The sequence below is a fragment of the Daejeonella sp. genome (genome assembly GCF_030684675.1).
In the GTDB taxonomy this organism is placed as follows: Bacteria; Bacteroidota; Bacteroidia; order Sphingobacteriales; family Sphingobacteriaceae; genus Daejeonella.
On the sequence record NZ_JAUXXZ010000018.1, the window covers coordinates 14,619 to 37,799 of the forward strand.

General features: G+C 38.5%; 15 protein-coding genes and 1 tRNA gene. 4 read left to right on the top strand and 12 right to left on the bottom strand.

The genetic code is table 11. The features are described from left to right. Positions 1-49 precede the first annotated feature (49 nt). The 9 genes from Q8M41_RS03065 to Q8M41_RS03105 form a co-directional block, all read right to left on the bottom strand. Positions 50-541, bottom strand: coding sequence for a cytidine deaminase (locus tag Q8M41_RS03065; RefSeq protein WP_305363775.1), 492 nt, complete (start codon positions 539-541; stop codon positions 50-52). Next, positions 538-2,418, bottom strand: coding sequence for a DNA topoisomerase IV subunit B (locus Q8M41_RS03070; RefSeq protein ID WP_305363776.1), 1,881 nt, complete (start codon positions 2,416-2,418; stop codon positions 538-540). The genes Q8M41_RS03065 and Q8M41_RS03070 overlap by 4 nt, the downstream gene beginning before the upstream one ends. A 651-nt stretch (positions 2,419-3,069) precedes the next feature. Continuing rightward, positions 3,070-3,762 carry an acyl-CoA desaturase gene (locus Q8M41_RS03075; RefSeq protein ID WP_305363789.1) on the bottom strand — a complete coding sequence of 231 codons (693 nt, stop codon included), beginning with the start codon at positions 3,760-3,762 and terminating at the stop codon, positions 3,070-3,072. Positions 3,763-3,887: 125 nt separating this feature from the next. Continuing rightward, positions 3,888-4,391 carry a phosphoheptose isomerase gene (locus Q8M41_RS03080; RefSeq protein ID WP_305363777.1) on the bottom strand — a complete coding sequence of 168 codons (504 nt, stop codon included), beginning with the start codon at positions 4,389-4,391 and terminating at the stop codon, positions 3,888-3,890. Positions 4,392-4,461: 70 nt separating this feature from the next. Continuing rightward, on the bottom strand, positions 4,462-4,893 hold the full coding sequence (locus Q8M41_RS03085; protein ID WP_305363778.1) for a hypothetical protein: 432 nt from the start codon (positions 4,891-4,893) through the stop codon (positions 4,462-4,464). A gap of 86 nt (positions 4,894-4,979) precedes the next feature. Beyond that, complete coding sequence (locus Q8M41_RS03090; protein WP_305363779.1) at positions 4,980-5,411, bottom strand: hypothetical protein; 432 nt, start codon at positions 5,409-5,411, stop codon at positions 4,980-4,982. A gap of 321 nt (positions 5,412-5,732) precedes the next feature. Then, positions 5,733-8,171, bottom strand: a complete 2,439-nt coding sequence (locus Q8M41_RS03095) for a bifunctional YncE family protein/alkaline phosphatase family protein (RefSeq protein WP_305363780.1) — start codon at positions 8,169-8,171, stop codon at positions 5,733-5,735. A gap of 25 nt (positions 8,172-8,196) precedes the next feature. Beyond that, entirely contained in the window at positions 8,197-9,681 is a 1,485-nt protein-coding gene (locus tag Q8M41_RS03100; RefSeq protein WP_305363781.1) for a SusD/RagB family nutrient-binding outer membrane lipoprotein, read from the bottom strand. 28 nt (positions 9,682-9,709) lie between these two features. Continuing rightward, entirely contained in the window at positions 9,710-12,883 is a 3,174-nt protein-coding gene (locus Q8M41_RS03105; protein ID WP_305363782.1) for a SusC/RagA family TonB-linked outer membrane protein, read from the bottom strand. A gap of 622 nt (positions 12,884-13,505) precedes the next feature. On the opposite strand from Q8M41_RS03105, the gene Q8M41_RS03110 reads away from it, so the two are divergent. Beyond that, a tRNA-Ala gene (locus Q8M41_RS03110) sits at positions 13,506-13,579 on the top strand. A gap of 116 nt (positions 13,580-13,695) precedes the next feature. Here the strand turns inward: Q8M41_RS03110 and Q8M41_RS03115 are convergent. The 3 genes from Q8M41_RS03115 to Q8M41_RS03125 are packed head-to-tail and all read right to left on the bottom strand — an operon-like array spanning position 13,696 to position 17,190. Beyond that, on the bottom strand, positions 13,696-15,054 hold the full coding sequence (locus Q8M41_RS03115; protein ID WP_305363783.1) for an ATP-binding protein: 1,359 nt from the start codon (positions 15,052-15,054) through the stop codon (positions 13,696-13,698). A gap of 18 nt (positions 15,055-15,072) precedes the next feature. Continuing rightward, a complete protein-coding gene (locus tag Q8M41_RS03120; RefSeq protein WP_305363784.1) occupies positions 15,073-15,513 on the bottom strand; it encodes a response regulator in 441 nt (146 codons plus the stop codon). Positions 15,514-15,552: 39 nt separating this feature from the next. After that, positions 15,553-17,190, bottom strand: coding sequence for an ATP-binding protein (locus Q8M41_RS03125; protein WP_305363785.1), 1,638 nt, complete (start codon positions 17,188-17,190; stop codon positions 15,553-15,555). A 469-nt stretch (positions 17,191-17,659) separates the two neighbouring features. Between Q8M41_RS03125 and Q8M41_RS03130 the strand changes: the two genes are divergently transcribed. The 3 genes from Q8M41_RS03130 (at position 17,660) to Q8M41_RS03140 (ending at position 23,001) form a co-directional block, all read left to right on the top strand. Then, the gene (locus tag Q8M41_RS03130; RefSeq protein ID WP_305363786.1) at positions 17,660-20,860 is read left to right on the top strand and encodes a chemotaxis protein CheB; all 3,201 of its coding nucleotides are present in this window, start codon (positions 17,660-17,662) and stop codon (positions 20,858-20,860) included. A gap of 74 nt (positions 20,861-20,934) precedes the next feature. Further along, positions 20,935-21,300, top strand: coding sequence for a response regulator transcription factor (locus tag Q8M41_RS03135; RefSeq protein WP_305363787.1), 366 nt, complete (start codon positions 20,935-20,937; stop codon positions 21,298-21,300). 357 nt (positions 21,301-21,657) lie between these two features. Continuing rightward, entirely contained in the window at positions 21,658-23,001 is a 1,344-nt protein-coding gene (locus tag Q8M41_RS03140; RefSeq protein WP_305363788.1) for a Gfo/Idh/MocA family protein, read from the top strand. Positions 23,002-23,181 lie beyond the last annotated feature (180 nt).

A 23,181-nucleotide genomic window follows, 5' to 3' on the forward strand; every position in this document is an offset into this window, starting at 1 on the left:
CAATTGCGGGTGTAGTAAATTGAACACCTTCACACAATACAATTTACGATTATTTTTGAAGTCTTGTTTCTGCAAAAGCAAAAGGAAGCAAACTTTTTATTCCTTCGGTCCGGATAATTGAACCGTTACGGCAATAAAAGAGAACATTGATTGGGCTGGACTGTTTCTTTTCGTATTCTGCCATTACCTGAAGGCAGGCACCACATGAAGTAACAGGCTCCTTTATTTCAAAATGATCAGTCTGGGCGGTTATAGCCATGCTGATAATCTTATCATCCGGATAAGTGGAGCCGATAGCGAATAGAGCCACCCGTTCAGCACATAATCCGGATGGGTAGGCTACATTCTCCTGATTACTACCATAAACTATCTTTCCGCTTTCGAGTTGCACAGCTACCCCTACCCTGAATCCTGAATAAGGAGAATGTGAACTTGACATTGCTTTCTCTGACTCCCGACAAAGATTTTTATCTGATTTACTTAATTCATCTACCGAAGAATACTCCTCAAAAGATATGGAAAGGTTTTTTTTCTCTATCATGATACCTCGGCTAATAATGCTGCTGCTTCCTGCTCCTCTGCAATAAAATCAACCTCAACACGCAGGTTCTGAATGATATGCTGCTGCCTGTCGGGAGTATTTTTACCCATATAATATTCCAGAAGACTTTTAATCCCCTGTTCTTTCGATAAAATTACAGGATCAAGCCTTATATCCGCACCGATAAACAACCCAAATTCTTCAGGAGATATCTCACCCAGGCCCTTGAACCTGGTTATTTCCGGTTTATTCCCAAGTTTATGAATCGCCCGCTGCCGTTCTTCATCACTGTAGCAATAGATTGTTTCCTTCTTATTTCTGACCCTGAAAAGTGGGGTTTGAAGGATAGATACATGTCCGGCTTTAACCAGATCCGGAAAGAATTGAAGGAAAAATGTCATTAATAATAATCGGATGTGCATTCCATCCACATCTGCATCTGTTGCAAATACAATATTATTATAACGCAGATTATCCAATCCGTCTTCAATGTTCAGAGCATGCTGGAGCAAATTAAATTCCTCATTTTCATACACAACCTTTTTTGTCAAACCAAAGCAATTGAGGGGCTTACCCTTCAGACTAAATACAGCCTGCGTCATTACATCCCTCGATTTGGTAATGGAACCACTCGCAGAATCGCCCTCAGTTATAAACAGTGTTGTATCCTGTTTTCGTTCATGATTATCATCAAAATGAATTTTACAATCCCTTAATTTCTTATTGTGTAATGAGGCCTTTTTTGCACGCTCATTCGCCAGCTTTTTGATACCTGCAATATCTTTTCGCTCACGTTCCGACTGAAGTATCCTTTTCAGTAGCGCATCCGCATCAGCAGGATGTTTATGAAGATAATCATCCAGTTCTTTCTTGATAAAATCATTGATGAATGTGCGAACCGAAGGTCCATTAGGAGCTATATTCTGCGATCCGAGTTTGGTCTTGGTTTGCGATTCAAATACCGGCTCCTGTACCCTGATTGAAATGGCAGAAACAATAGAAGCCCTTACATCCGAGGCATCGAACTCCTTTTTATAAAATTCACGAATGGTTTTAACAACCGCCTCCCTGAATGCTGCCTGATGCGTTCCTCCCTGCGTGGTATGCTGTCCGTTGACGAAAGAATAATATTCTTCTCCATATTGCTGACCGTGGGTCATAGCCACCTCTATATCCTCACCCTTAAGGTGAATAATCGGATACCGAAGGGTTTCTGCCTCGGTGTTTCTGGTGAGCAGGTCGTATAACCCTCTTTCAGAGAAAAATTTAGTGCCGTTAAAATTGATCGTCAACCCGGAATTAAGGAACACATAATTCCAGATCATGCTTTCTACAAATTCAGGGATATAATGATAGTTCCTGAAGATAGTTTCATCCGCATAAAAAACAACTGAAGTTCCGTTTCGCTGGGTGCTTTCAGTTTCAGGCAAGTCGTTCACCAGAACCCCCTGCTCAAATTCAGCCTTTTTTGTACGGCCATCACGATAGGACTGAACAGTAAAACTGGAGGAAAGAGCATTTACCGCCTTGGTACCTACTCCATTTAAACCAACCGACTTCTGAAAGGCTTTGGAGTCATACTTACCGCCGGTATTGATCTTGGACACACAATCGATCACTTTTCCCAAAGGAATTCCCCGACCGTAATCACGAATAGATACCTTTTTATCACTCACGGTAACCTCAATCGTCCGGCCGGAGCCCATCACAAACTCGTCAATCGAGTTATCCAGTATTTCTTTGAGTAAAACGTAAATTCCATCATCGTAAGCCGACCCATCACCCAGTTTCCCGATGTACATCCCCGGACGTAAGCGAATATGTTCTTTCCAGTCGAGCGATCGAATACTATCATCACTATAATCTATTTCAGCCATCCTTATCTATAAATAATACCTGTACAATTACAAATTTAAAATTTAGATCGGCATACTACCTGCTTAGATTTCCACATTTAAACACCGGAAATATAGAATTGCTGCTTGCTTAAAAATTATTTCTTAATAAGATAAGCTGCTCTATTTTCAACTGACCCAGAATGGGTCAAATGTTAATAGCAATAAATTAGCACGAAAATCCCGTCCGCCCAGGCTACCCTGTACACACATTTTTTTAATATGGAGGTTCCGGCCTGCGCCCAATGACAACGTTTTGTTGTTAATTGGGAGATCGGCCTTCGCCGGGATCGGAGTGGAAACGACCGTACATTTAGATTCCGGCGAAGGGAATCTCCTATAATATATCGCATCGCCTTGTCATTCCCGAAAGCGGGAACCTTCTATACATATCTTTTGCAATTCTTTATATCCTCTATGATGTTATACAACTCAATTTAAATCAATCTTTTGCTCGTTTAATCTCGTAATATTTGTGTGTACAGGGTAGCCGCCCAGGGCGGGCGCTTGTGCGAATTATAGAAATCGGGGTCGAAGTAAAACATCATTCCGCATAATTTATCCTAGAAGACCAAAATCAAACAAAAAAGGGTTCCCATTTAAGGAACCCTCATTGTATGTAATTTCTTGTTTTTATACCTTCCTTAACCTGATAATGTGCAGGTGATGCATTAATTTAATGATCGGATAGGATGGATCAAATTCGTACCATTTCAATGCAAAATTCACATTGTTTGGTTTTTTATGATGATTATTCTGGAATAATTCTCCCAGCATCAGAAAGTCTAATGGGAGTGAATTCTTGCTATGATCATCATTATCATAATTGGAGTAGCCATATTTATGACCGCACCAGTTGACAACAGCACCGTGGATTGGTCCCATCAGAAAATGAATTGGAAGCAGCAGGAACATCCACCAGTATTCTGCAAAATACACGTAGAAAGTTATATACAATGCAATAAAAGTCAGGCGGGTGATCCAAAGGTCACCAATCTTGTCGATTAGGGGCCAGGTTGGATAATTATCGCGGAAAGCCGGTTCTGGTTCAATCTTAAACCTGATGAAATCCAGATAAATATTTTTAGTCTGAACCATCATACCAATCACATCTTTAAAGAAATGCGGAGAATGAGGATCTTTTTCGGTATCACTGTAGGCATGGTGCATGCGATGCATGATGGCATAAGCACGCGGATTAAGGAATGAAGATCCCTGCGCCAAAAAAGTAGATAAATAGAAAAATTTTTCCCAGAAAGGGCTCATTTTAAACATTTTATGAGAAGAATAGCGGTGCAGGAAGAATGTTTGAAAGAACAGGGACAAAAACCAATGGCAAAGAAAGAAAATAAGAATTATCATAAATCAAAAAAGGCTTTGGATTGAAAGCCTGCGAAAATAAACAAATTTCTAAGGTTAATTATACCAAAAATGTCACGATAACATAGGCATTAACGTCCAAAATCATCCTGAACTCTGACAATATCAGATTCATCAGAGGGATTTGAAGCATCGGTATGTTGCCAGATCTCAGCTATTACCCCCCAGTCTTCAAGTCCGACAAGCCTGTGCCGCTCTCCCTGTTTTAACACGATCTGATCCCCGGGATGATATTTTTTAAGTTCAGTCTCCTGGTCTGTAAAGCTGGAAATAACTGCCACAATACCACTTATTACCTGCCAGATCTCTGCCCTGCGGTGATGATACTGCCAAGAAAGCCGGGTTTGAGGGGCAACTAGTAATACTTTCGGACTGAGTTTTCCGGAGATCTTAAGCTGGTCCACAGCGATTCCACTAAAAAAAGTATCAGAAAACTTCTGAGCCTGATCCTCATTTATTACGAAGAAGCCACCCCAGGGCCTCTTCAAATCCATTTGTAGAATTTCAAAACCCTGAGCCTCTAAATCCTCTTGTACTTTTTTAAATAGCTGTTCCTTCTGCTGTAGGTTGTCCATATCCTGCAATAATAATTCTAAAGCATGATATATGCAATTTGATGATTAACCAAATAAACAGTGGGCCAGATTACTGGTTCATCCCAACCGTTATTTTCCAAAAACCTTCCTCCCTGAACATAACTTCCAGGACCTGGTTGGAAATTGTGATACGAACCTTTAAGGGGAAAACAACCTGCTGAAGCTGTATAGTTTCACCCCTTCCGGATTTAGATATTTCCTGTATTTTGTTATAATTACCAAGTGTAGCTAGTACATCCGTTATATCTGCACCTAACATTTCAGGACCTTGCACACGCAGCGTCCCGCCACTTGCATTAACTGCCTCAATCTGAACCGTATTCTCCTTAGCCCGCACGTCTTTTATGATATTCAAGCGGGTCATGTGTTGCCCTCTTTCAAGGATGGTATAGGGCCTTTCTTCCTTTGGTTTGGGTTGTGCATTTACTGAAAAAACACTCAGTGCAAAAAGAACAATCAACATGATTTTGAGATTCTTCATTGTTATTGAAATCTGATTTTAAAATAAATTTGTGATGGGTATAAACTGTGTAGGAAATAAAATCCTGTTCTGATATAATAACCCCTCTACTGTGTTAATCCAACTGCAATCTTCCAGAAACCGGCTTCCTTAATTTCAACCTCAAGAAACTGGCCTGAAATATTAATACGAAGCCTTACAGGAAAAACAACATCCAGTAATTGAATGGTTTCCCCTCTCCCTGATTTAGAAATCTGACGAATCAAATTAAAACTTCCCTGGGTAGGTATTACTTCATTAATCTCTGCACCCGCAAGGATTGGTCCCCTGACCAATGCGGTTCCGCCACTTGCATTCAGAACCTCAATCTGAACAATATTCTCAGTACCTCTGAGTTCTTTTCTTACAATAACCTTATTCATTGACTGGCCCTTTTCGTAGATCTGATAGGGTTTTTCAACCTTTTCTTTGGGCTGAGACATCAATGGACCGACAGATAATAAGATGATTAACAGAAAGATATACTTGATTAATTTCATTTGTTGCGCTTAGATAATTAAATGTAGTAAAATTAAGCGGATGATTGTTAGAGAATTAATCTCCCACTATATAAATAAAAACCGCCTCATAAATTTCTACAAATCCTGCTGGAAGCAGTTCCCCTCTGGTTGGTGTTATCACCAACCAGTCCAAATTTCATCTTTTGGGCTAAAGCCCATTCCCCGAACCATCAAAAAGCTGTAGATATAAACATAACTTTGGAAGTTATTACCCCGACCAAGAGATACAAGTAGCTTAAGGTACGGTGATAACACCGACCATAGGAAAATGGTCAAATCAGCACCAATACTGAGAATTGTTTAATCGTTCTGCTGTTTTTGCTCAAGCCTTAAAAATGCACTTCTTCTGGGTGCAGGCATTTCGTAATCATCTCCTTTTAATCCCTTCCAAAGAACCTCATTAAATAACCTGTCGTCATTCTTATCTACTTCAGCAAAATCAAAGCCTTCGGATATTTTTGACCATTTTGAGGCAATCTTATTTGTATCATCCAGACTAACCCTGTTAGGTACAGCTTTAAACTTAGTGAAATCAGGTTTACTGGTAAAGCTCCTGAACATTGGCATCGCGGCAGCATCATACTGACTCATCGGAGACAAACCCAGTATTAACTCCATGGTCCGTAACATCCCTGAAGTGGAATACATCGTGTGATCCAGATAATTCCTCTTAGTGTATGGACTCACTACCATTGCAATTGAACGATGTGCATCAACATGATCGGGACCATTTTGAGCATCATCTTCAAGAATAAATATTGCAGACTGAGCCCAGATTGAACTGTTACTGATATGTTCGACCAATTTACCTACTGCCAGATCATTGTCTGCAACGCAGGCATAAGGAGTAGGTCTGCCGACAACAAGACCCTGGGTGTGGTCGGCTCCGAGACGAATCGTACTTAAAGATGGAACTGCATTTTTCGATAGCAAAATATCAAAATCAGCTTTCCATTGTTCAAAACGCTCAATATCTTTCACTGTCTGATCGTAATAACCCGTAAACGAAGAACAAACATGTGCTTCATCCAAAACAGGAATATTTCCCTTATCCTTATCTGCAAAAACCCCATAAGTTCTAAATGAAACCCCATGCCTTTTGCACATATCCCAAATAAATCCATCCTTGTTGTTTGCAACTGTCCGGCGACCTAAACCATCATTTTGCCCTCCCCTACGGCCATAAGAAGTTGGCCAGGTCTTTTCGAGAAAATCTGTTGCGTAGGCTCCCAAGGACCAGTTATGACCATCGGCACTAACCTCGGCATCCACATAAAAATTATCCAGCAACACATATTCCCTTGCAAGTTTATGCTGATTAGGTGTATATTTCTCTCCAAAAAGAGTCAGCGTAGAATCTCCGTTCCCTTCTTTGATATCACCAAATACCTGATCATAAGTCCGGTTTTCTTTAATTATATAGAAAACGTACTTGATAGGAGAAGGGTCACCCACCTTTTTAGGAATAGGATTACCGGCTTCACCATCGGCAATCAGTTCTTTATCCTTATTGTAAGGAGTGTTCATGAAAACATTTTTGGAATATACTTCCAGATCTGCAGCTGAAGGTTCATCGATCACACTCATTGTTCCCTTCATCAGACTACCAATATATTGCAATCTGTTGTTTGCTTGCGGGAGTTCTCCTCTATGTGATTCTGATTTAACATCGGTTCTTACAGGCTGCGGACCTAAAGGATTTGCGAATGAAGAAAATCCTTTTCCATTACTGACAAATATTTTACTTCCGATTACTCTTACATTTGTTGGGTACCATCCAACCGGGATAAATCCCTTGGAGACACTTTTACCTTTCTGACTCACATTGAAAACTGCCAGGCAATTATTATCAGCATTGGCGATGTATAAACTTCGCTCGTCTTTCGATAAAGCCAAACCATTTGTTGTAGATCCTGTCAGGGAATTTGGAAATATGGCAGTATTCAGAATTTCAACAACTTTTTTGGCCTGAACATCAATTACAGAGACACTGTTATCCTGGGAATTAGCGACATAAAGTATATTTCCGGCTTTATTCAGAATTAATTCATTCGGATTGTATGAAACGTCAACAGAGGCTGTAATTTTTCTAAGATTTGAATCAAAAAATGCCACTTTCTTTCCTCCCCATAAAGAGATATAGAGTATTTTCTTATCCGGGGATAAAATACAGGTATACGCTTCACTTCCGATGCTTTGCTGATGGATGATTTTATTAGTCAGCATGTCAAAAATATAAAGGGAATTATTCTCTTTGGTGACTACGTACAAAAGATTTTTAGCATCATCGATTTCCAAACCAACCGGTGATATTTTCTCAGGCCAGGGCTTACCCAACTTGAGGGTATCCCTGATCATTAATTTTGAATTGGCGATTTCATATTTGAGAATCCAGTTATCATTTCCCCCTGAAGCAAATAGAAAACGATCATCCTTGCTGAATTTCAGTCCGTAAAAAGATTTGGGAATTTCAACCTTGTCTAATACTTTTTCAGTTTTCGGGTCAATTAACTGAATGGTTTGAATGCTCTGTCCATTGTTAGTTACAGCTATCAGTTTTTCGGATCCTGAAACTGCGATATTCAGAGGTAAATCACCTAATTCAATTGACCTTCCTGCTGAAGATAATGACCAGCCATTTGGCAGCATAATCCGTTTTGCATTCAACTGATCATTTAATACCTGCGCATTCGAAACGAAAGACAGGATCATTAACCCAAGAAATAGTAATTTTCTCATTTTTATTATTTTTAGTTTGAATATACTATTTCTCCCACCAAACCTTAACATTACTGTTATCACCGCCCATAGATGTAACTGCTGACTGCAAATTACCTGAATTTAGTGATTGTAAATAGGTAGGATAAGGCACCCTGGACGGGAATATATTTTCAGCAGGAATACCAGTACCTCTTGGTAAAACCGGATAACCTGTACGGCGTTTTTCAAACCATGATTGATAGTCTACAAAAAAGAAGGCATAATACTTTTGCAGTATGATTTGCTCCAGTTGCTGAGCCGTAGTACCGGTAGAATTATATGCTATACCCGCCGTATTCAAAAATCCATCCGGCATACTTGCACCCCATTGAACCATGGAAGCTGTTATACCCGACTCATAGTGCGCCTTGGCCGTTTTTCCGGTATTGTATCCTTTTAACGCTAACTCAGCTTTAATAAACTCAACCTCAGAATAAGTCATCATTACTCCCAGAAGCGGTGATGTCTTTAATGCATCCGTATAACTTGAATTCCGACCCACGATATATTCCAGACTAGTTGGATAACCACTGTCTATTCCCTGATAAACACTTTGTCCATTTACCGTAACAGGAATCACCCAAATTGCCCTTCTTGGGTCGTTTACAGTATTCATGTGATTAAGAAAGAACTTCGTGAAATAAGTTCCCTCTCTCCAGTCTAAAGTACGGGCCTGATAGTAGGGATTAAAATAAGGAAACGTACCCGGATATCTGAAAATAGCATCATCTGCATTGGCAGCAAACACCGGACTTGTCGTAGGATTAGCTAAAATTGAATTTATTTGCTGGTTTACATTAATTTCACCCTCACGCTTAGAAATTCTAAGTAATAATCTCAATCTTAGTGAGTTCGCAAATTTCTTCCATTTTTGAATTCCAATATTTTTGCTTCCTGTTAATGCATTGGCATTATAAACCATATCGCCCCCGTAGGTAAGGGCTTTGGTATCATCAAATAAAGTATTTGCTGTTTCCAGATCCTTTAAGATCTGTACATAAATATCTTTTTGCTTATCAAAAGCTGGTGAAAAATTACCTTCAGAAGCCCTAATAGCCTGTGAATAAGGAACATCACCATACAAATCAGTTAGAATTGAATAAGCCCAACTTTTATAAACCAAAGCAATTGCCTTGTAATTGTTCTCCTTTAGCTGATCTGAAATCTTATAAATATCTTCGACATCGGTTAAGCGATCATAAAATGCAGACCAAACCGCCTGTCCCGGAGTAACAACATACCGATGCAAACCCTGTCCGCTTGTACTGGATCTAGGTGCATGAACCTGCATCAGTTCATGAGTAAAACTTCGGGAAGACTGAATAGAACTATTGACAATACGATATTGCATCTGTCCTAATAAGATTCCTGGGGTAACATCCTTCGGTCGGTTAGGATCGATATTTAATTCCTCGAAATTATCTGTACAGGATAAGAGAGAAGTGAATACTAAAAGTATTGCGGTAAGTATTTTAATTGAAAATTTCATGTCTGTTGAGTTATAAAAACAAATGAGATTAAAACTTAAAGGTTAGGTTAGTACCAACCAATCGGTTAGATGGAAACTGGGTTAACTCTACTCCCGGAGTTAAAGTCCCGTTATTCAAATTACCACCTTCCGGATCGAATCCAGGGAATTTGGTAAAGTTGAATAAATCCCTACCCCAAATCGCAATGGATGTTTTCTGAACACCTAGTTTTCTAAGCAAATTGGCAGGCAGGCCAAACTCCACCCTTACTTCCCGTATCTTCAAGAAAGAAGCATCGAAGATGTTAGTTTCTGCATTGCTGATTTGATAATAATTATCATAATAAGCACTTGCCTGAGCAAGTTTTGTATTTGGAACAAATGAACCATCTGCAAGTTTTACAACACCTTGTCCAACAATTCCACCATCACGACCAGGTAATGTCACTCTTGTTTTGCCAAGGGTATTATTTTTGTGGTTAGTTTGAGAATACATTTCTCCGCCATACTGCCCATCCATTAAGATGCTCAGATTTATATTTTTATACCTGAATTCATTCATTAAACTTCCTTTCCAATCAGCAAAAGCATTACCCATTTTACGAGCAACCTGATCAAGCGGAGCAGGTAAACCATTTGCAGAGTTATAGATGATCTGACCATCCGGAGAACGCTGAAATCCTGTTCCATACATATCTCCCATTAATCCACCCACTCTAGCTTCAATAGTTACATTGCTATTGTGCTGATAGATTATCTGATTAGTTAAGCCCTCTGTCAATTCCTTTACATAACTGCGGTTTCTATTCCAAAGTAAGGTCGTACTCCAGGAGAATTTATCCTTTGAAATTGGCTTTCCGTTTATTTGAACTTCCCATCCTTTACTATTGATCAAACCTGCATTTATTAAAGCAGTAGAGAATCCGGTAACCGGATCTAATGGAATGGATAGAATCTGGTTACGGCTATTGTTATTGTAGTGTGCAATATCAAATCCTATTCTATTATTCAGAAAACGCATATCCAAACCAAACTCATAACTCGCTGTAATTTCAGGCTTCAACTCTGCATTAAATAATTGATTAGGGTTTGTGAATGAATTGCCGTAAATACGATCATAATACCTGGCAGTTTGATAAGGCCTGGTATCATTACCAACCTGTGCCCATGATGCTCTGAATTTGGAAAAGGTAATTGCCTTTGGCAATTCAAAAATTTCATCCAGAATAAAGCTTGAACTTACAGATGGATAAAAGAAAGAATTGTTCTTGAAGGGTAATGTACTCGACCAGTCATTTCTTCCTGTCAGATCCAAAAATATTTTTTCATCGAATGCAATCTGGGTGCTACCATAAACACTGTTAATTGACTTCTTTGTCCTGGAAGGATCAACCACTGCCTGGTCTAAACTATTAGAAATCTGATAAACACCAGGTTGAGCCAATTGATCGGCATAAACACCGGCAAAATCATACTGCTGAATCATTGTATTTGCACCGGCACTCGCACTGATAGAAAATTTTGGAGAAATTTTGTCCCTGAATGAGAGTAATAAATCTGTGTTTGATTCATAGGAGAACACATTCTGTTCCCGATACATCCCTCTAGGATATCTTGTCATACTAAATGGCCTTTGCTGTGAGCGAAATTCATTTGACATATCTACACCTGTTCTGAGCAAAAGATCAAACTTTTTTGAAATCTCATAAGTAGCAGTAACATTCCCAATCAGACCATTTTTATTCATTTTATTCAGCATTTCATACATTGCCAAATAAGGGTTATCCGGTCCGGGATTGAATGGATTCTTTTGAACTACATTTTCCAAACCGGGCTGCCAGTAAGGCTTGAACCATTCAGGTCTGATGTTTGGAGTGGTCCCAATGATCAGGAAATACATCAATGTCTGATTATTATACCCGGCCATTGGAAGATTATCACTCTTTTTATTAGAATAGTTAGCTCTTCCCGTAATTTTTAATTTATCCGAAACCTTTTGATTGAACGATAAGGCCGCATTCAATCTTTCGAAGCCGGTATTAGGTATAATCCATTTATTTTTTAAATGAGTAATAGAAAGTCGGGCAGAACTTTTATCAGATCCACCATCTATAGATAAGCTGTTTGATAAGGTGTTACCCGTTTGGAAATATCCAGAGATGTAATCATCATGAGCAACCCATGGTGTTTTTTGGGTAGGCTTATTACCCGGAGTATTCGGATCATATTGATAGTAGCTTTGACCCTCAAATTTAGGTCCCCAGGCTCTTCCTGCTGCTACTGTTGTACTTGTATTAATTCCATCTGGGCTGTCTAAATAGGAGTAATATGCACTTGTTCTACCTTCACCATATTCAAACTGATAATCAGGCCAGCGATTAACCTGTTCAATATTAAAGTTAGAATTAAAAGTAACTCCCAACCCATTTCCTTTGCGTTCACCGCTTTTAGTGGTTATGATGATAACGCCACCTGCTGCACGACTACCATATAAAGCTGTTGCACCCGGCCCTTTAAGTACAGTTACGGTTTCTATATCATCAGGGTTAATATCTGAAACTCCTGAACCATAATCAACCGGAGCATCCTGAGAAAGATGGGAATTAAATCCGGTTCCTGTTATCTTACTGCTGATTGGTACCCCATCAACTACAATTAATGCCTGATTATTATCAAGGTTTAAAGAAGATTCACCTCTTAATGTGATTCTTGATGAACCCATTGGTCCGGCACCTGTACCCTGAATATTTAAACCTGCAACCTTACCTGAAAGTGAATTTATCCAATTATTAGTTTTGGCGTCAACAACCGCTTCGGCTGTAATCGTTTGAGCTGCGAATCCAAGTGATTTTTCATCTCTTTTGATGCCCAGTGCTGTAACAACCACCTCACCAAGAAATTTATTGTCGTCAATTAATTTTACAATAAACTCTGTTTGACCATTAATATTTATTTCCTGAGAGGTATAACCAATAGAAGAGATCACAAGCACACCTTGCTTAGAATCTGTTCTTAATTTAAAATCTCCATTAATATCTGTAGTCGTACCAATCTTAGTGCCTTTTAACAAAACACTAACCCCTGGTACAGGTTCTTCTTTTGCATCTTTAACTTTTCCGGAAATCTGCGTTTGAGCAAACACTTTCCCCCGGAAGTCCAGGAAAGAAAAAGTAATTAATAAAATAAGAATTTTACTAAAAAAGAGCAGGTATTGTCTTTTCATAATCAGTTTTGAATTTTGATGGTTAAATAATTACGCCACAAAAGTCAAGTCGGGATATTAAGCCTGCATCATGAGAATATTTTATTTTGAAGAATAAAGAGAATTTGTAAAAGATTAAGAGAGCTAGCAAAATGCAATAAATAATTTTATTATATACCTAATAATCAGTTATTTAAAATAAATTATTAAAATAAATTACCCGAATTGAATTTATCTCAGGTTAAATTAATGTGATTGAAAAGTATAATTAGAAATCAAATGGAATATTTGAATTTTTAAGGACCCAGAGAAAATCAGAAGGATGTGATTGGTTTATGATCCCTGATCTGTCTGGGGGGATAAGCTCTTCGGGGGGATATATGAACTAAGGACTAAATAACCCAAAACAAATCAAAGCGGGTTTAAAACCCGCAGCAACATCCAGTTATTCGACATGACCTTCGGAAACATGTCGACCAGCAGTCACGTGGTAAACGGCCAGGGAATATTTCGTTTTTAAATTTTCGTTTCAGTGATACTGTATCAGCAAAAATCAAAAATGATCTTTTACAAACTTGAAAAAGTCGTTTAAAATGCTGATAATTGTACCCGGAGAACCAATCCAATGGAACTCTCCAAACAAGGGGGATTAGCTCATTTGGCTAGAGCGCTTCGCTGGCAGTGAAGAGGTGATCGGTTCGAATCCGATATTCTCCACCGATAAGGCTTCAGAGGATTCTGGGGCCTTTTTTGTTGAATTGTGATAAAATCCTGCGATTGCCCCTGCTGCATTCAGCTTCATCCAAAAGAGATTCCATCCCACGCACATTGAGTCAATATGCAGGTACAGAAAAAATAATAGTTGTCCCTTTTCCAATTTCGCTTTCAGCACGAATGGTACCGCCATGCTGAGTAACAAAATCCTTTACTAGCATCAAGCCAAGTCCAGAGCCTTTTTCATTATTTGTACCGGATACAGAAGCAGAACTAGCATTAGCAAATAGATTTTCCATAATATCTGCTTCCATACCTATTCCGGAATCAGTAATACAAAGCTCCACCATTTTATCAATACGCTTTGCAGTTACCTTTACAAGTCCTCCCTGCGGAGTATATTTTATAGCATTTGTAACCAGGTTTTGAAGAATCGAACGAAGCATTAATGTATCCGCATTTACGTAAAGATCATGAGGAATTCTATTTTCAAGAATAATACTCTTTTGCAGAGCATTGGCTTTTAATAAGTCCAGGCTCTGATCTACTCCCTGAACCAAATGAAGCTTCTCAGAATTAAAAGTCGTTTTCTCACGCTGCATCTGTGCCCAATCAACCAGTTCATTCAATTGTTCAAGAATTTTATGAGAGGTACGATGGATGATCTTTGCAAGGGGCCCAACCTTAGAATTTTCGGTGTCGCGACTTAACTTATCTGATGTGATCATCAATGCCGTTAAAGGGTTACGGAGATCATGGGAAATGACCGACAGAAACTTATCCTTTGATAAATTCAGATCTTTAAGTTCGTGATTCAAGTTTTCCAGTTCACAGGTTCTGTCAAAAACCCGCTTCTCAAGATCCTCATTAATCCTGATCAGTTTTTCTTCCTGATGCTGTAAAAGCTGAGCCTTTTCATAAAGTTCTTCATTTGCCCGCTTTAATTCATCTTTCTGAACCTTCAGGGCTTCGGTCAAGACAACTAAATCTGCTGTCCGTTTTTCTTTCTCCCGGTTCTGAATAATAAGTTCTTTATTGGCAATGATTAATTCTGCTGTTTGCATTTTTAATTTTTCGGCAATAGCTTTCTTTTCCTTCGCCTCCTCCCTGTCTTTTAGTGCCCGGCTAATTTTTGTGGATAATGTAAATAGTTTATCCTTTGGGGTATAATCGGTAACACCATTCTTAATAAGCTCCACAGCATTTTCTTCACCAATAACGCCAGAAACAATAATAAAAGGAATGAGCGGAGATATACTTTGTTTAATAGAGAAAGCAGAAACTGCGTCAAAAGCAGGAAGTGAATAATCGGATAATATCAGATCAGGATTAAAGTTATGAAGTGCTTTCTCAAAATCTACACGGGTTTGAACAATTTCAGCAGTAAAAATCAATCCTGATTTTTTCAATTCTCGCTGAAGCAAATCAGCATCACTTTGGTTGTCCTCAAGAATAAGTATTTTGAGATTTTCTGTCATTGTATTAATTGTTTGATATCAATGGGCCGGCTCATTGATTATCATCCAGTACATCCCAATCTCCTTAATAGCATTAAAAAATTTATTACTGTCAACGGGTTTTACGATATAGCTGTTTGCTCCAAGGGCATAGCACTTTTGTACATCAGGGTCTTCTTTGGATGAAGTAAGAATGACCACCGGGATGGATTTAAGATCCTGATCGGATTTTACTTTTTCAAGCACCTCAATTCCTGTTAGTTTCGGCATCTTAAGGTCAAGCAATATCAGTTTAGGTTTTTCCTTGATATTTCGTGAAGCATAAATACCTTTGCAATAAATAAAATCAAGAGCTTCAGCCCCATCCTTAACATGATAAAGTTTGTTTGTAAAACCACTTTTTACAAGAGCGCGAATGGTGAGCGTAGCGTCATCCATACTATCTTCGGCAAATAAAATTTCAACACCATCGTAATTCATATATATTTTTTTAAAATGTAATTATAGGGTAAGCTTGATTCAGGCAGGCAGACTAAAATAAAAGCATGCTCCTTCGTTTAGTTTTGATTCTGCCCAAACTGTTCCATTATGCCGGTTAACTATTTTTTGCACAATGGCCAGTCCAATGCCTGTACCCTCAAATTCTTCCTGCGAATGTAATCTCTGAAAAACCCCGAAAAGCTTATCGTAGTATTGCATATCAAATCCCGCGCCATTATCTTTTACATAATAAATTACAAGGTTATCTTTTACATCAGATCCTATCTCGATATAAGTCTCAGGTTTATATTTTGAATATTTAATGGCATTGGATATCAGATTGATCCATACTTGTTTAATCAGTGATTGATCTCCTTCTGCAGGCGAAAGCACATTGATTTTAAACTCAGGAATGTTTTCATCATCCTCAAATAATAATTCTTCTATTACAGTTCTAACAAGATCAGTCATATTAATTTCCGATACCGTTACCTGTTTCCTGCCTAATTTGGAAAATGCAAGCAAATCATCAATCAGCTGACCCATTTTTTTTGAATTGTACATAATGGAGTCAAGGGCTTTTGATCCCTCCAGATCAAATTTATCGCCATAATCCTCTTCCAAAATTTTTGCATATCCGTTAATGGCTCTGATCGGGGCTCGTAAATCATGCGAAACCGAATAGGAAAATGATCCGAGTTCTTTGTTGGCAGATTCCAACTGTGCCGTTCGTTCAATTACCTTTTGCTCTAACTCGTCGTTCAGTTTGCGGATATCATCTTCAGCATGCTTAAGTTCCCTGTTCGCAATGACTAATTCTGCAGCTCGCTTTTCTTTCTCTTCGTTTTGAAAAGCCAGTTCTTTGTTTGCAATGACTAACTCGGCAGCTCGCTTTTCTTTCTCCTCATTTTGAAAGGCCAGTTCTTTGTTCGCAATAACCAACTCTGCAGCTCGCTTTTCTTTCTCTTCGTTTTGAAAGGCCAGTTCTTTGTTCGCAATAACTAACTCGGCAGCTCGTTTTTCTTTCACTTCATTCTGAAAGGCAAGTTCCTTATTAGCAATAACTAACTCGGCAGCTCGCTTTTCTTTCACTTCATTTTGAAAAGCAAGCTCTTTGTTTGCGATAACTAATTCTGCGGCTCGCTTTTCTTTCTCTCCGTTTTGAAAAGCCAGTTCTTTGTTCGCAATGACCAATTCTGCGGCACGCTTTTCTTTCTCTTCATTTTGAAAAGCCAGTTCTTTGTTCGCAATGACTAACTCGGCAGCCCGGTTTTCTTTCACTTCATTTTGAAAGGCCAGTTCCTTATTCGCAATTACTAACTCTGCGGCACGCTTTCCTTTCTCCTCGTTTTGAAAAGCCAGTTCCTTCCCAGCAATAATTAACTCAGCAGCACGGTTTTCTTTCTCTCCGTTCTGAAAGGCCAGTTCTTTGTTCGCAACGACTAACTCTTTCGCCCGTTTTACTTTCTCTTGATGTTGAAAAGCCAGTTCTTTGTTCGCAATGATTAGCTCTTCTGCACGCTTTCCTTTCTCTTCGTTTTGAAAAGCCAGTTCTTTACCAGCAATGATTAGCTCTTCTGCACGCTTTCCCTTCTCTTCGTTTTGAAAAGCCAGTTCTTTATTGGCAATGCTGAGTTCATCAGATTTTTCTGTATCAGGCATATTCTGTGTTAACAATCTGTTTCGTTTTAAAATTGCAGAGCTGCTTTTTAATAGAGAGGGGATTTTTTTATAGGCAGGATTGAAAGTTAATTACAATTTTTGCAAGACCAGTATATTATTATGATAATCTTAATATAAACATTAATTAATTGGCAAAAATTTCGCTATAGTAAAATTTATTTCCTTTCACGGCAATTCTGAATTATACTTTTTGTTTATATCCTTTTCAATAAAAATTAATCAGGAATTTGGTTATACCTAAAATATATCTGAGCCGGCATTTTACTGAGTTTAGAGCAAATCGACTTAAAATAAACCGGAAATTATTGTTAAATTTATATTCATACAGGGTTTCTTGATTGTTTAGCTAAAAAGAAGCTCTGCATTAAAAATTACTGCCGATTTTGTACCGTTACGTACTGTATTTGTCATTTCTGCCCTTTCAATAAGAGTTAAAAAATTGCCGTTTTAAATTACAGACTTTATGCCTTCATCTGTCCCACACCATATTATTGCCATTGGCGCATCGGCCGGCGGGATGGAAGAGATCAATTTATTCTTCGATCATACGCCTTTGGATGGTGTAGCTTACGTGATTATCCAGCATCTGTCTCCGGATTTTAAAAGCCGTATGGTTGAATTATTATCAAGACATAGCAAGCTCATTGTTAAAGAAGCTGAAAATGGAATGACTGTTATTTGCAACGAAGTCTATTTAATTCCGCATGATAAATTCATGACCATCAACAATGGCAGTTTGGTTATGAGCGAAAAGGAAAATGTAAAAGGCCCTCATTTAACAATCAATACTTTTTTTAATTCTCTTGCAGCAGATTGTGGCAAAAAAGCGATTGGGATAATTCTTTCAGGATTAGGGAGTGATGGTACCGAAGGGATCAAAGCCATTAAAAAAGCCGGGGGTATGGTCATTGCACGTAGCCCGGCAAATTCTGAATTTAGCAGTATGCCATCCAATGCCATTGCAACGGGTTTGGTAGATTTTGTTCTGGAACCTGCCCTAATGCCTGCAGCGATAGAGGATTATGTTAAAAATAGTATTGATTTATTGACAGATAGTCATGAAGATGATAAAAATTTAAAAGCAATAATCGATCTGATTAAAGAAACTTCGCCTCTTGATTTTTCTGACTATAAACAAACAACTATACTCAGAAGAACCAAAAGAAGAGCAACCTATGGCAATTTTACTTCCCTAAGTAATTATCTTAATTTCCTCAAAGTAACACCCGAAGAAGTTGAATCGCTAACAAAGGAATTTCTGATCAGCGTTACCTCCTTTTTCAGGGATAAGGAAGCTTTTGAATTTATTCAGAAAGAAGTATTACCTGATATTTTAAAAAAACTCCTCCCTGATGAAGAATTAAAGATTTGGGTTGCCGGTTGTGCAACCGGAGAAGAAGTTTATTCATTGGCAATATTAGTTGATGAACTACTCACAGGCAAATTTGAAGATACTGTTGTAAAAATATTTGCAACTGACATTGATAGCGCAGCCCTCCTTTACGCAGGAAAAGGACTATATAATGCTAGTATTTCTAAAGAAGTATCTTCTGAAAGACTTGAGAAATACTTCGTTAAAGAGAGTAATAAATTCAGGGTAGCCCAGTCAATCCGGAAGATGGTCATTTTTGCACAGCATGATCTGGTTAAAAACCCACCTTACTGCAACATGCACTTTATCAGTTGCCGGAACCTGCTGATCTACATGACTCCGATTCTTCAACGGAAAATATTTACCATGTTGCTTTTCGGACTTAAAATGGATGGGTATTTATTTTTAGGCTCCAGCGAAAATCCAATACCTATTCTAAAAAACCTTGAAGTGGTTCATAAAAAATGGAAAATATATAAAAATCTAAAAGTTAATCGGGCGATTAGTTTTGATACATTTTCTCTGCCTGATCTATTGGATATCAAACGTACTCCTTCCCGTTTTATAACAGAAGAAACAGATAAAAGTACAAATTCCGCATTGTCTGAAGCTATGCATATCAGTTTAGCTAATGACCTTGATTACCTGACAGTTTGCGTTAATGAGAATAATCAGGTGCAAAGTTCATATGGTGATACTTCAACTTATCTACTTCAAAAGCATTTTACGACAAACCTCACTGAACTTTTACCTAAACCCCTGGCCATTGCCTATAAAACACTGAAAATTAGTGCATTAAAAGAGAACAAAAAAGCAAATGTCTATGGTATCAGGATAAAAAAAGATCTGAAAATCATAAAAGTAAACCTATCTGTTAGTCCCTTAGAGCTTAACAACAAACAGAAATTATTACTGATAATTTTCACCAGAGATCATACAGCCCCCATAAAAGAAGATCTCATATTTGATGAGGCCATCTATCTCGACGAATATACAAAGAGCCTGGAAGATGAATTAAAGGACCTAAATGACAAACTTCATACTTCATACGAAAGGCTTGATGCTTCAAATGAAAATATGCAGTCCTTCAACGAGGAGTTGATCTCGACCAATGAAGAAATGCAAAGTACCAATGAAGAGATGCAATCTGTTAATGAAGAGTTGCATACCATCAATTCGGATTACCAGTTAAAAAATAAAGAACTTCTGGAAATCAACGACGATCTGAACAATTACTTCCGGAGCAATATAAACGGCCAGTTGTTTATTAACAACGATCTTGAATTAATGAAATTTTCGCCAGGTACGGTAAAGCAAATAAACCTGCAGGAATCAGATATTGGCAGGCCGCTCAGCAACATATCCACTAATATTAAGTTTGAAACCATAATCGATGATGTTAAGCAGGTTTTGCTGAACGGGAATGTCATAACCAAAGAAATTGAAACTCAAAATGGCAAGTGGTATCAAATAATGACTATGCCTTATGTGCAACAAGCCGATAACACAAACAATGGAGCTATTATTACTTTCAATGACATTACTGAATTAAAAAACACGCAGTTTGAAATTGATATAAAGAATAAAGCTTTGATCAGAATTAACACAGACCTTGACAATTTTATTCACGCAGCATCACATGATCTTTTAGCACCACTCAGCAATATTGAAACCAGTATTAATATGATGAATAAAATAACCCAGACGGATGCTAAGCTGATTGGGTTTTTGAAAATCATCAATAATTCGGTAAAAAAATTCCGAAAATTAATTACCGATATAGCGACCATAGCTAAGGTAGAAAATGAAATGACCGCAAAGGAAATGGTTGACATTGACGAAATCATCAATAATATAGAATGGAGTTTAGAAGATAAGATTAAAGAATCAGGTGCAGTAATTGAAAGGAACATTGGATTGAGATATATCCTTTTTTCTAAAAAGAACCTGAGAAGCATTCTATACAATCTGATTTCGAATGCGATAAAATTCAAAGGAGTAGCACCTCCGGCAATCACTATTCTTACCCGGAAAGAGGGCGATCACATCGTTTTATCGGTAAAAGATAATGGTCAGGGTATTCCTAAAAGTGATATGGATAAGATTTTTAACATGTATGGCCGCTTAAACCTGGATGTTGAAGGTCATGGAATTGGTTTATATCTCGCTAAGAAAATAGTAAATGCTACGGGAGGCGAAATAGTTGTTGAAAGTGAACCGGGTATCGGGTCTGATTTTAAAATATACTTAAAGTCGGAAGCAGAAAATTTGGCTAAAACCAATTTAATTTGACGTTTTCCATATTCTATTAAGAATACGGGTCTTTAATAGTAATTATGTTGAACTACTCTGTTTTTAATTAAATTATGGGAGAAAAAATTCTGATTCTGGATGACGACAAGGATATTCTTGAAATCCTAACGCTTATTTTAACAGAGTCCGGGTATGAAATAAATAGCCAAAGCCAGGGAAACCGGATATTTGAAGAAATAGAAGAATTCAAACCCGACTTAATCTTAATGGATGTCAGGCTTGCCCGTATGGATGGCATGGCAATTTGCAGAGACATTAAAGAAAATATTCTGTACAAGCATCTACCTGTTATACTTATCTCCGCAGCACATGATCTGGAACGAGCTCTTGATCTACCGGGTTCACCAAATGATTATCTGGCAAAACCTTTTGACATTGACGTTTTACTTAGTAAAGTTGAAAAGCATTTGAGAGCTTAATTAATCGAAGTCCCTATTACAGTATCGCAACCCAAGTTCCGCTGTTTGACATATTCTGCACTACATGTCTAAAATGCAGTTAAAATTGAGTTCAAGTCCATTCCTTTAAAAAATCATTTCGATGGTCGACATGTTCTGCAAGGCATGTCGAACCTACAAATTAAATGGATTTAAAATCCATTACAATAAAATAATACTATTCTAACCTATCCCATAATATAGCCTTCCAAACATTTGAAATATTGCTTCATAATTTATTCACAATCAGCATATTTCTTATTGGTTTTTTATAGCTTTAATCATCAGGTGATTAAAGAAATTATTCAAAAGCAATTAACAAGACAGCAAAAACCAGCTATGTATAATTCCAGAAGAAAATTCATTCAAAATACCATGCTCCTGGGAGCCGGGATCAGCATGCCACAAATTCTCAGTGCTTCAGATTTTGGCCTCTTTACCCGAACTATTAAAGCGTCAGATCAGATCAATTTCGGGCTTATCGGCTGCAAAGGCATGGGCTGGTCGAATATGAATGCACACCTGAAACTCCCACAGGTGAATTGCATTGCACTGGCAGATGTAGATCAAAATGTGCTTGACCAGCGTACAGAAGATGTATTTAAGCTTCGGGGCAAGCGACCAAAGCAATACAGGGATTATCGCAAATTGCTGGAAGACCCTGCCATTGATGTAGTCATCATCGGTACTCCGGATCATTGGCATTGCCTGAACATGGTCGATGCTGTTTCGGCCGGCAAACATGTGTACGTTGAAAAACCGATAGCCAATACCATTGAAGAATGCCAGATCATGGTGAAAGCGCAACAGCGATATGGCAAAATAGTACAGGTGGGACAGTGGCAGCGTTCAGGATCTCAATATGCCGAAGCCATAGACTATGTGAAATCAGGAAAGCTTGGCCAGATCAGGCTGGTGAAATGCTGGGCATACCAGGGCTGGATGAAACCTGTTCCTAAATTGCCTAACAGTCAGGCACCGGCAGGAGTTGATTATACGATGTGGTTAGGTCCCGCGCCAAAACGCGATTTTAATCAGAACCGCTTTCACTTCAATTTCAGATGGTTTTGGGATTATGCCGGTGGTTTAATGACCGACTGGGGCGTACATGAGATCGATATTGCCTTATTTGCGATGGGAGTTCAGGCTCCGAAATCGGTCATGGCTTCAGGTGGAAAATTTGCTTATCCGGATGATGCTTCTGAAACTCCTGATACCCTTCAAACAGTGTATGAGTATGATGGATTTAATATGCTCTGGGAACATGCTACAGGCATAGATGGCGGCAACTACGGTTCTACCGAAGGCATTGCATTCATCGGAAATAACGCCACCCTGGTAGTCAACCGTGGCGGTTGGAAAGTAATTCCGGAAACGGAAAACAAGGATGGCCAACGAGTTAACAAGGTTGAGGAAGTAGCACATCGCAAACCTGAAAGGAATGCACATGAAGCACATGCCATCAATTTTGTGGATGCCATTACAAATAATGACATCACACGCTTAAAATGCGGAATTCAAACCGGAAGTATCGCAGCAATCAATGCACAGATGGGGAATATTGCCTATAAAACTGGCAAGAAAGTATATTGGAATGCTGCAAAAAATGAATTTACAGATGCTGATGCCAATCAATTGATGAAAGCACGTTACTATAATGGCTGGCAGGTTCCGAAGGTTTGATAGGAGAGGAAATGGGGAGCCGATGGGTATCGGGTAGGGACCCGATAGCTATCCTATCGTGTGGACACATCTTTAAACAGGTGTCAAAGTATCAAAATTTATTATTAAGTAGGGATTTAGGCGCTATGCTGTGCCCCTTTGGAGGGGCTACGGGGAGGTTCCACCCCCTTTAATTCCCCC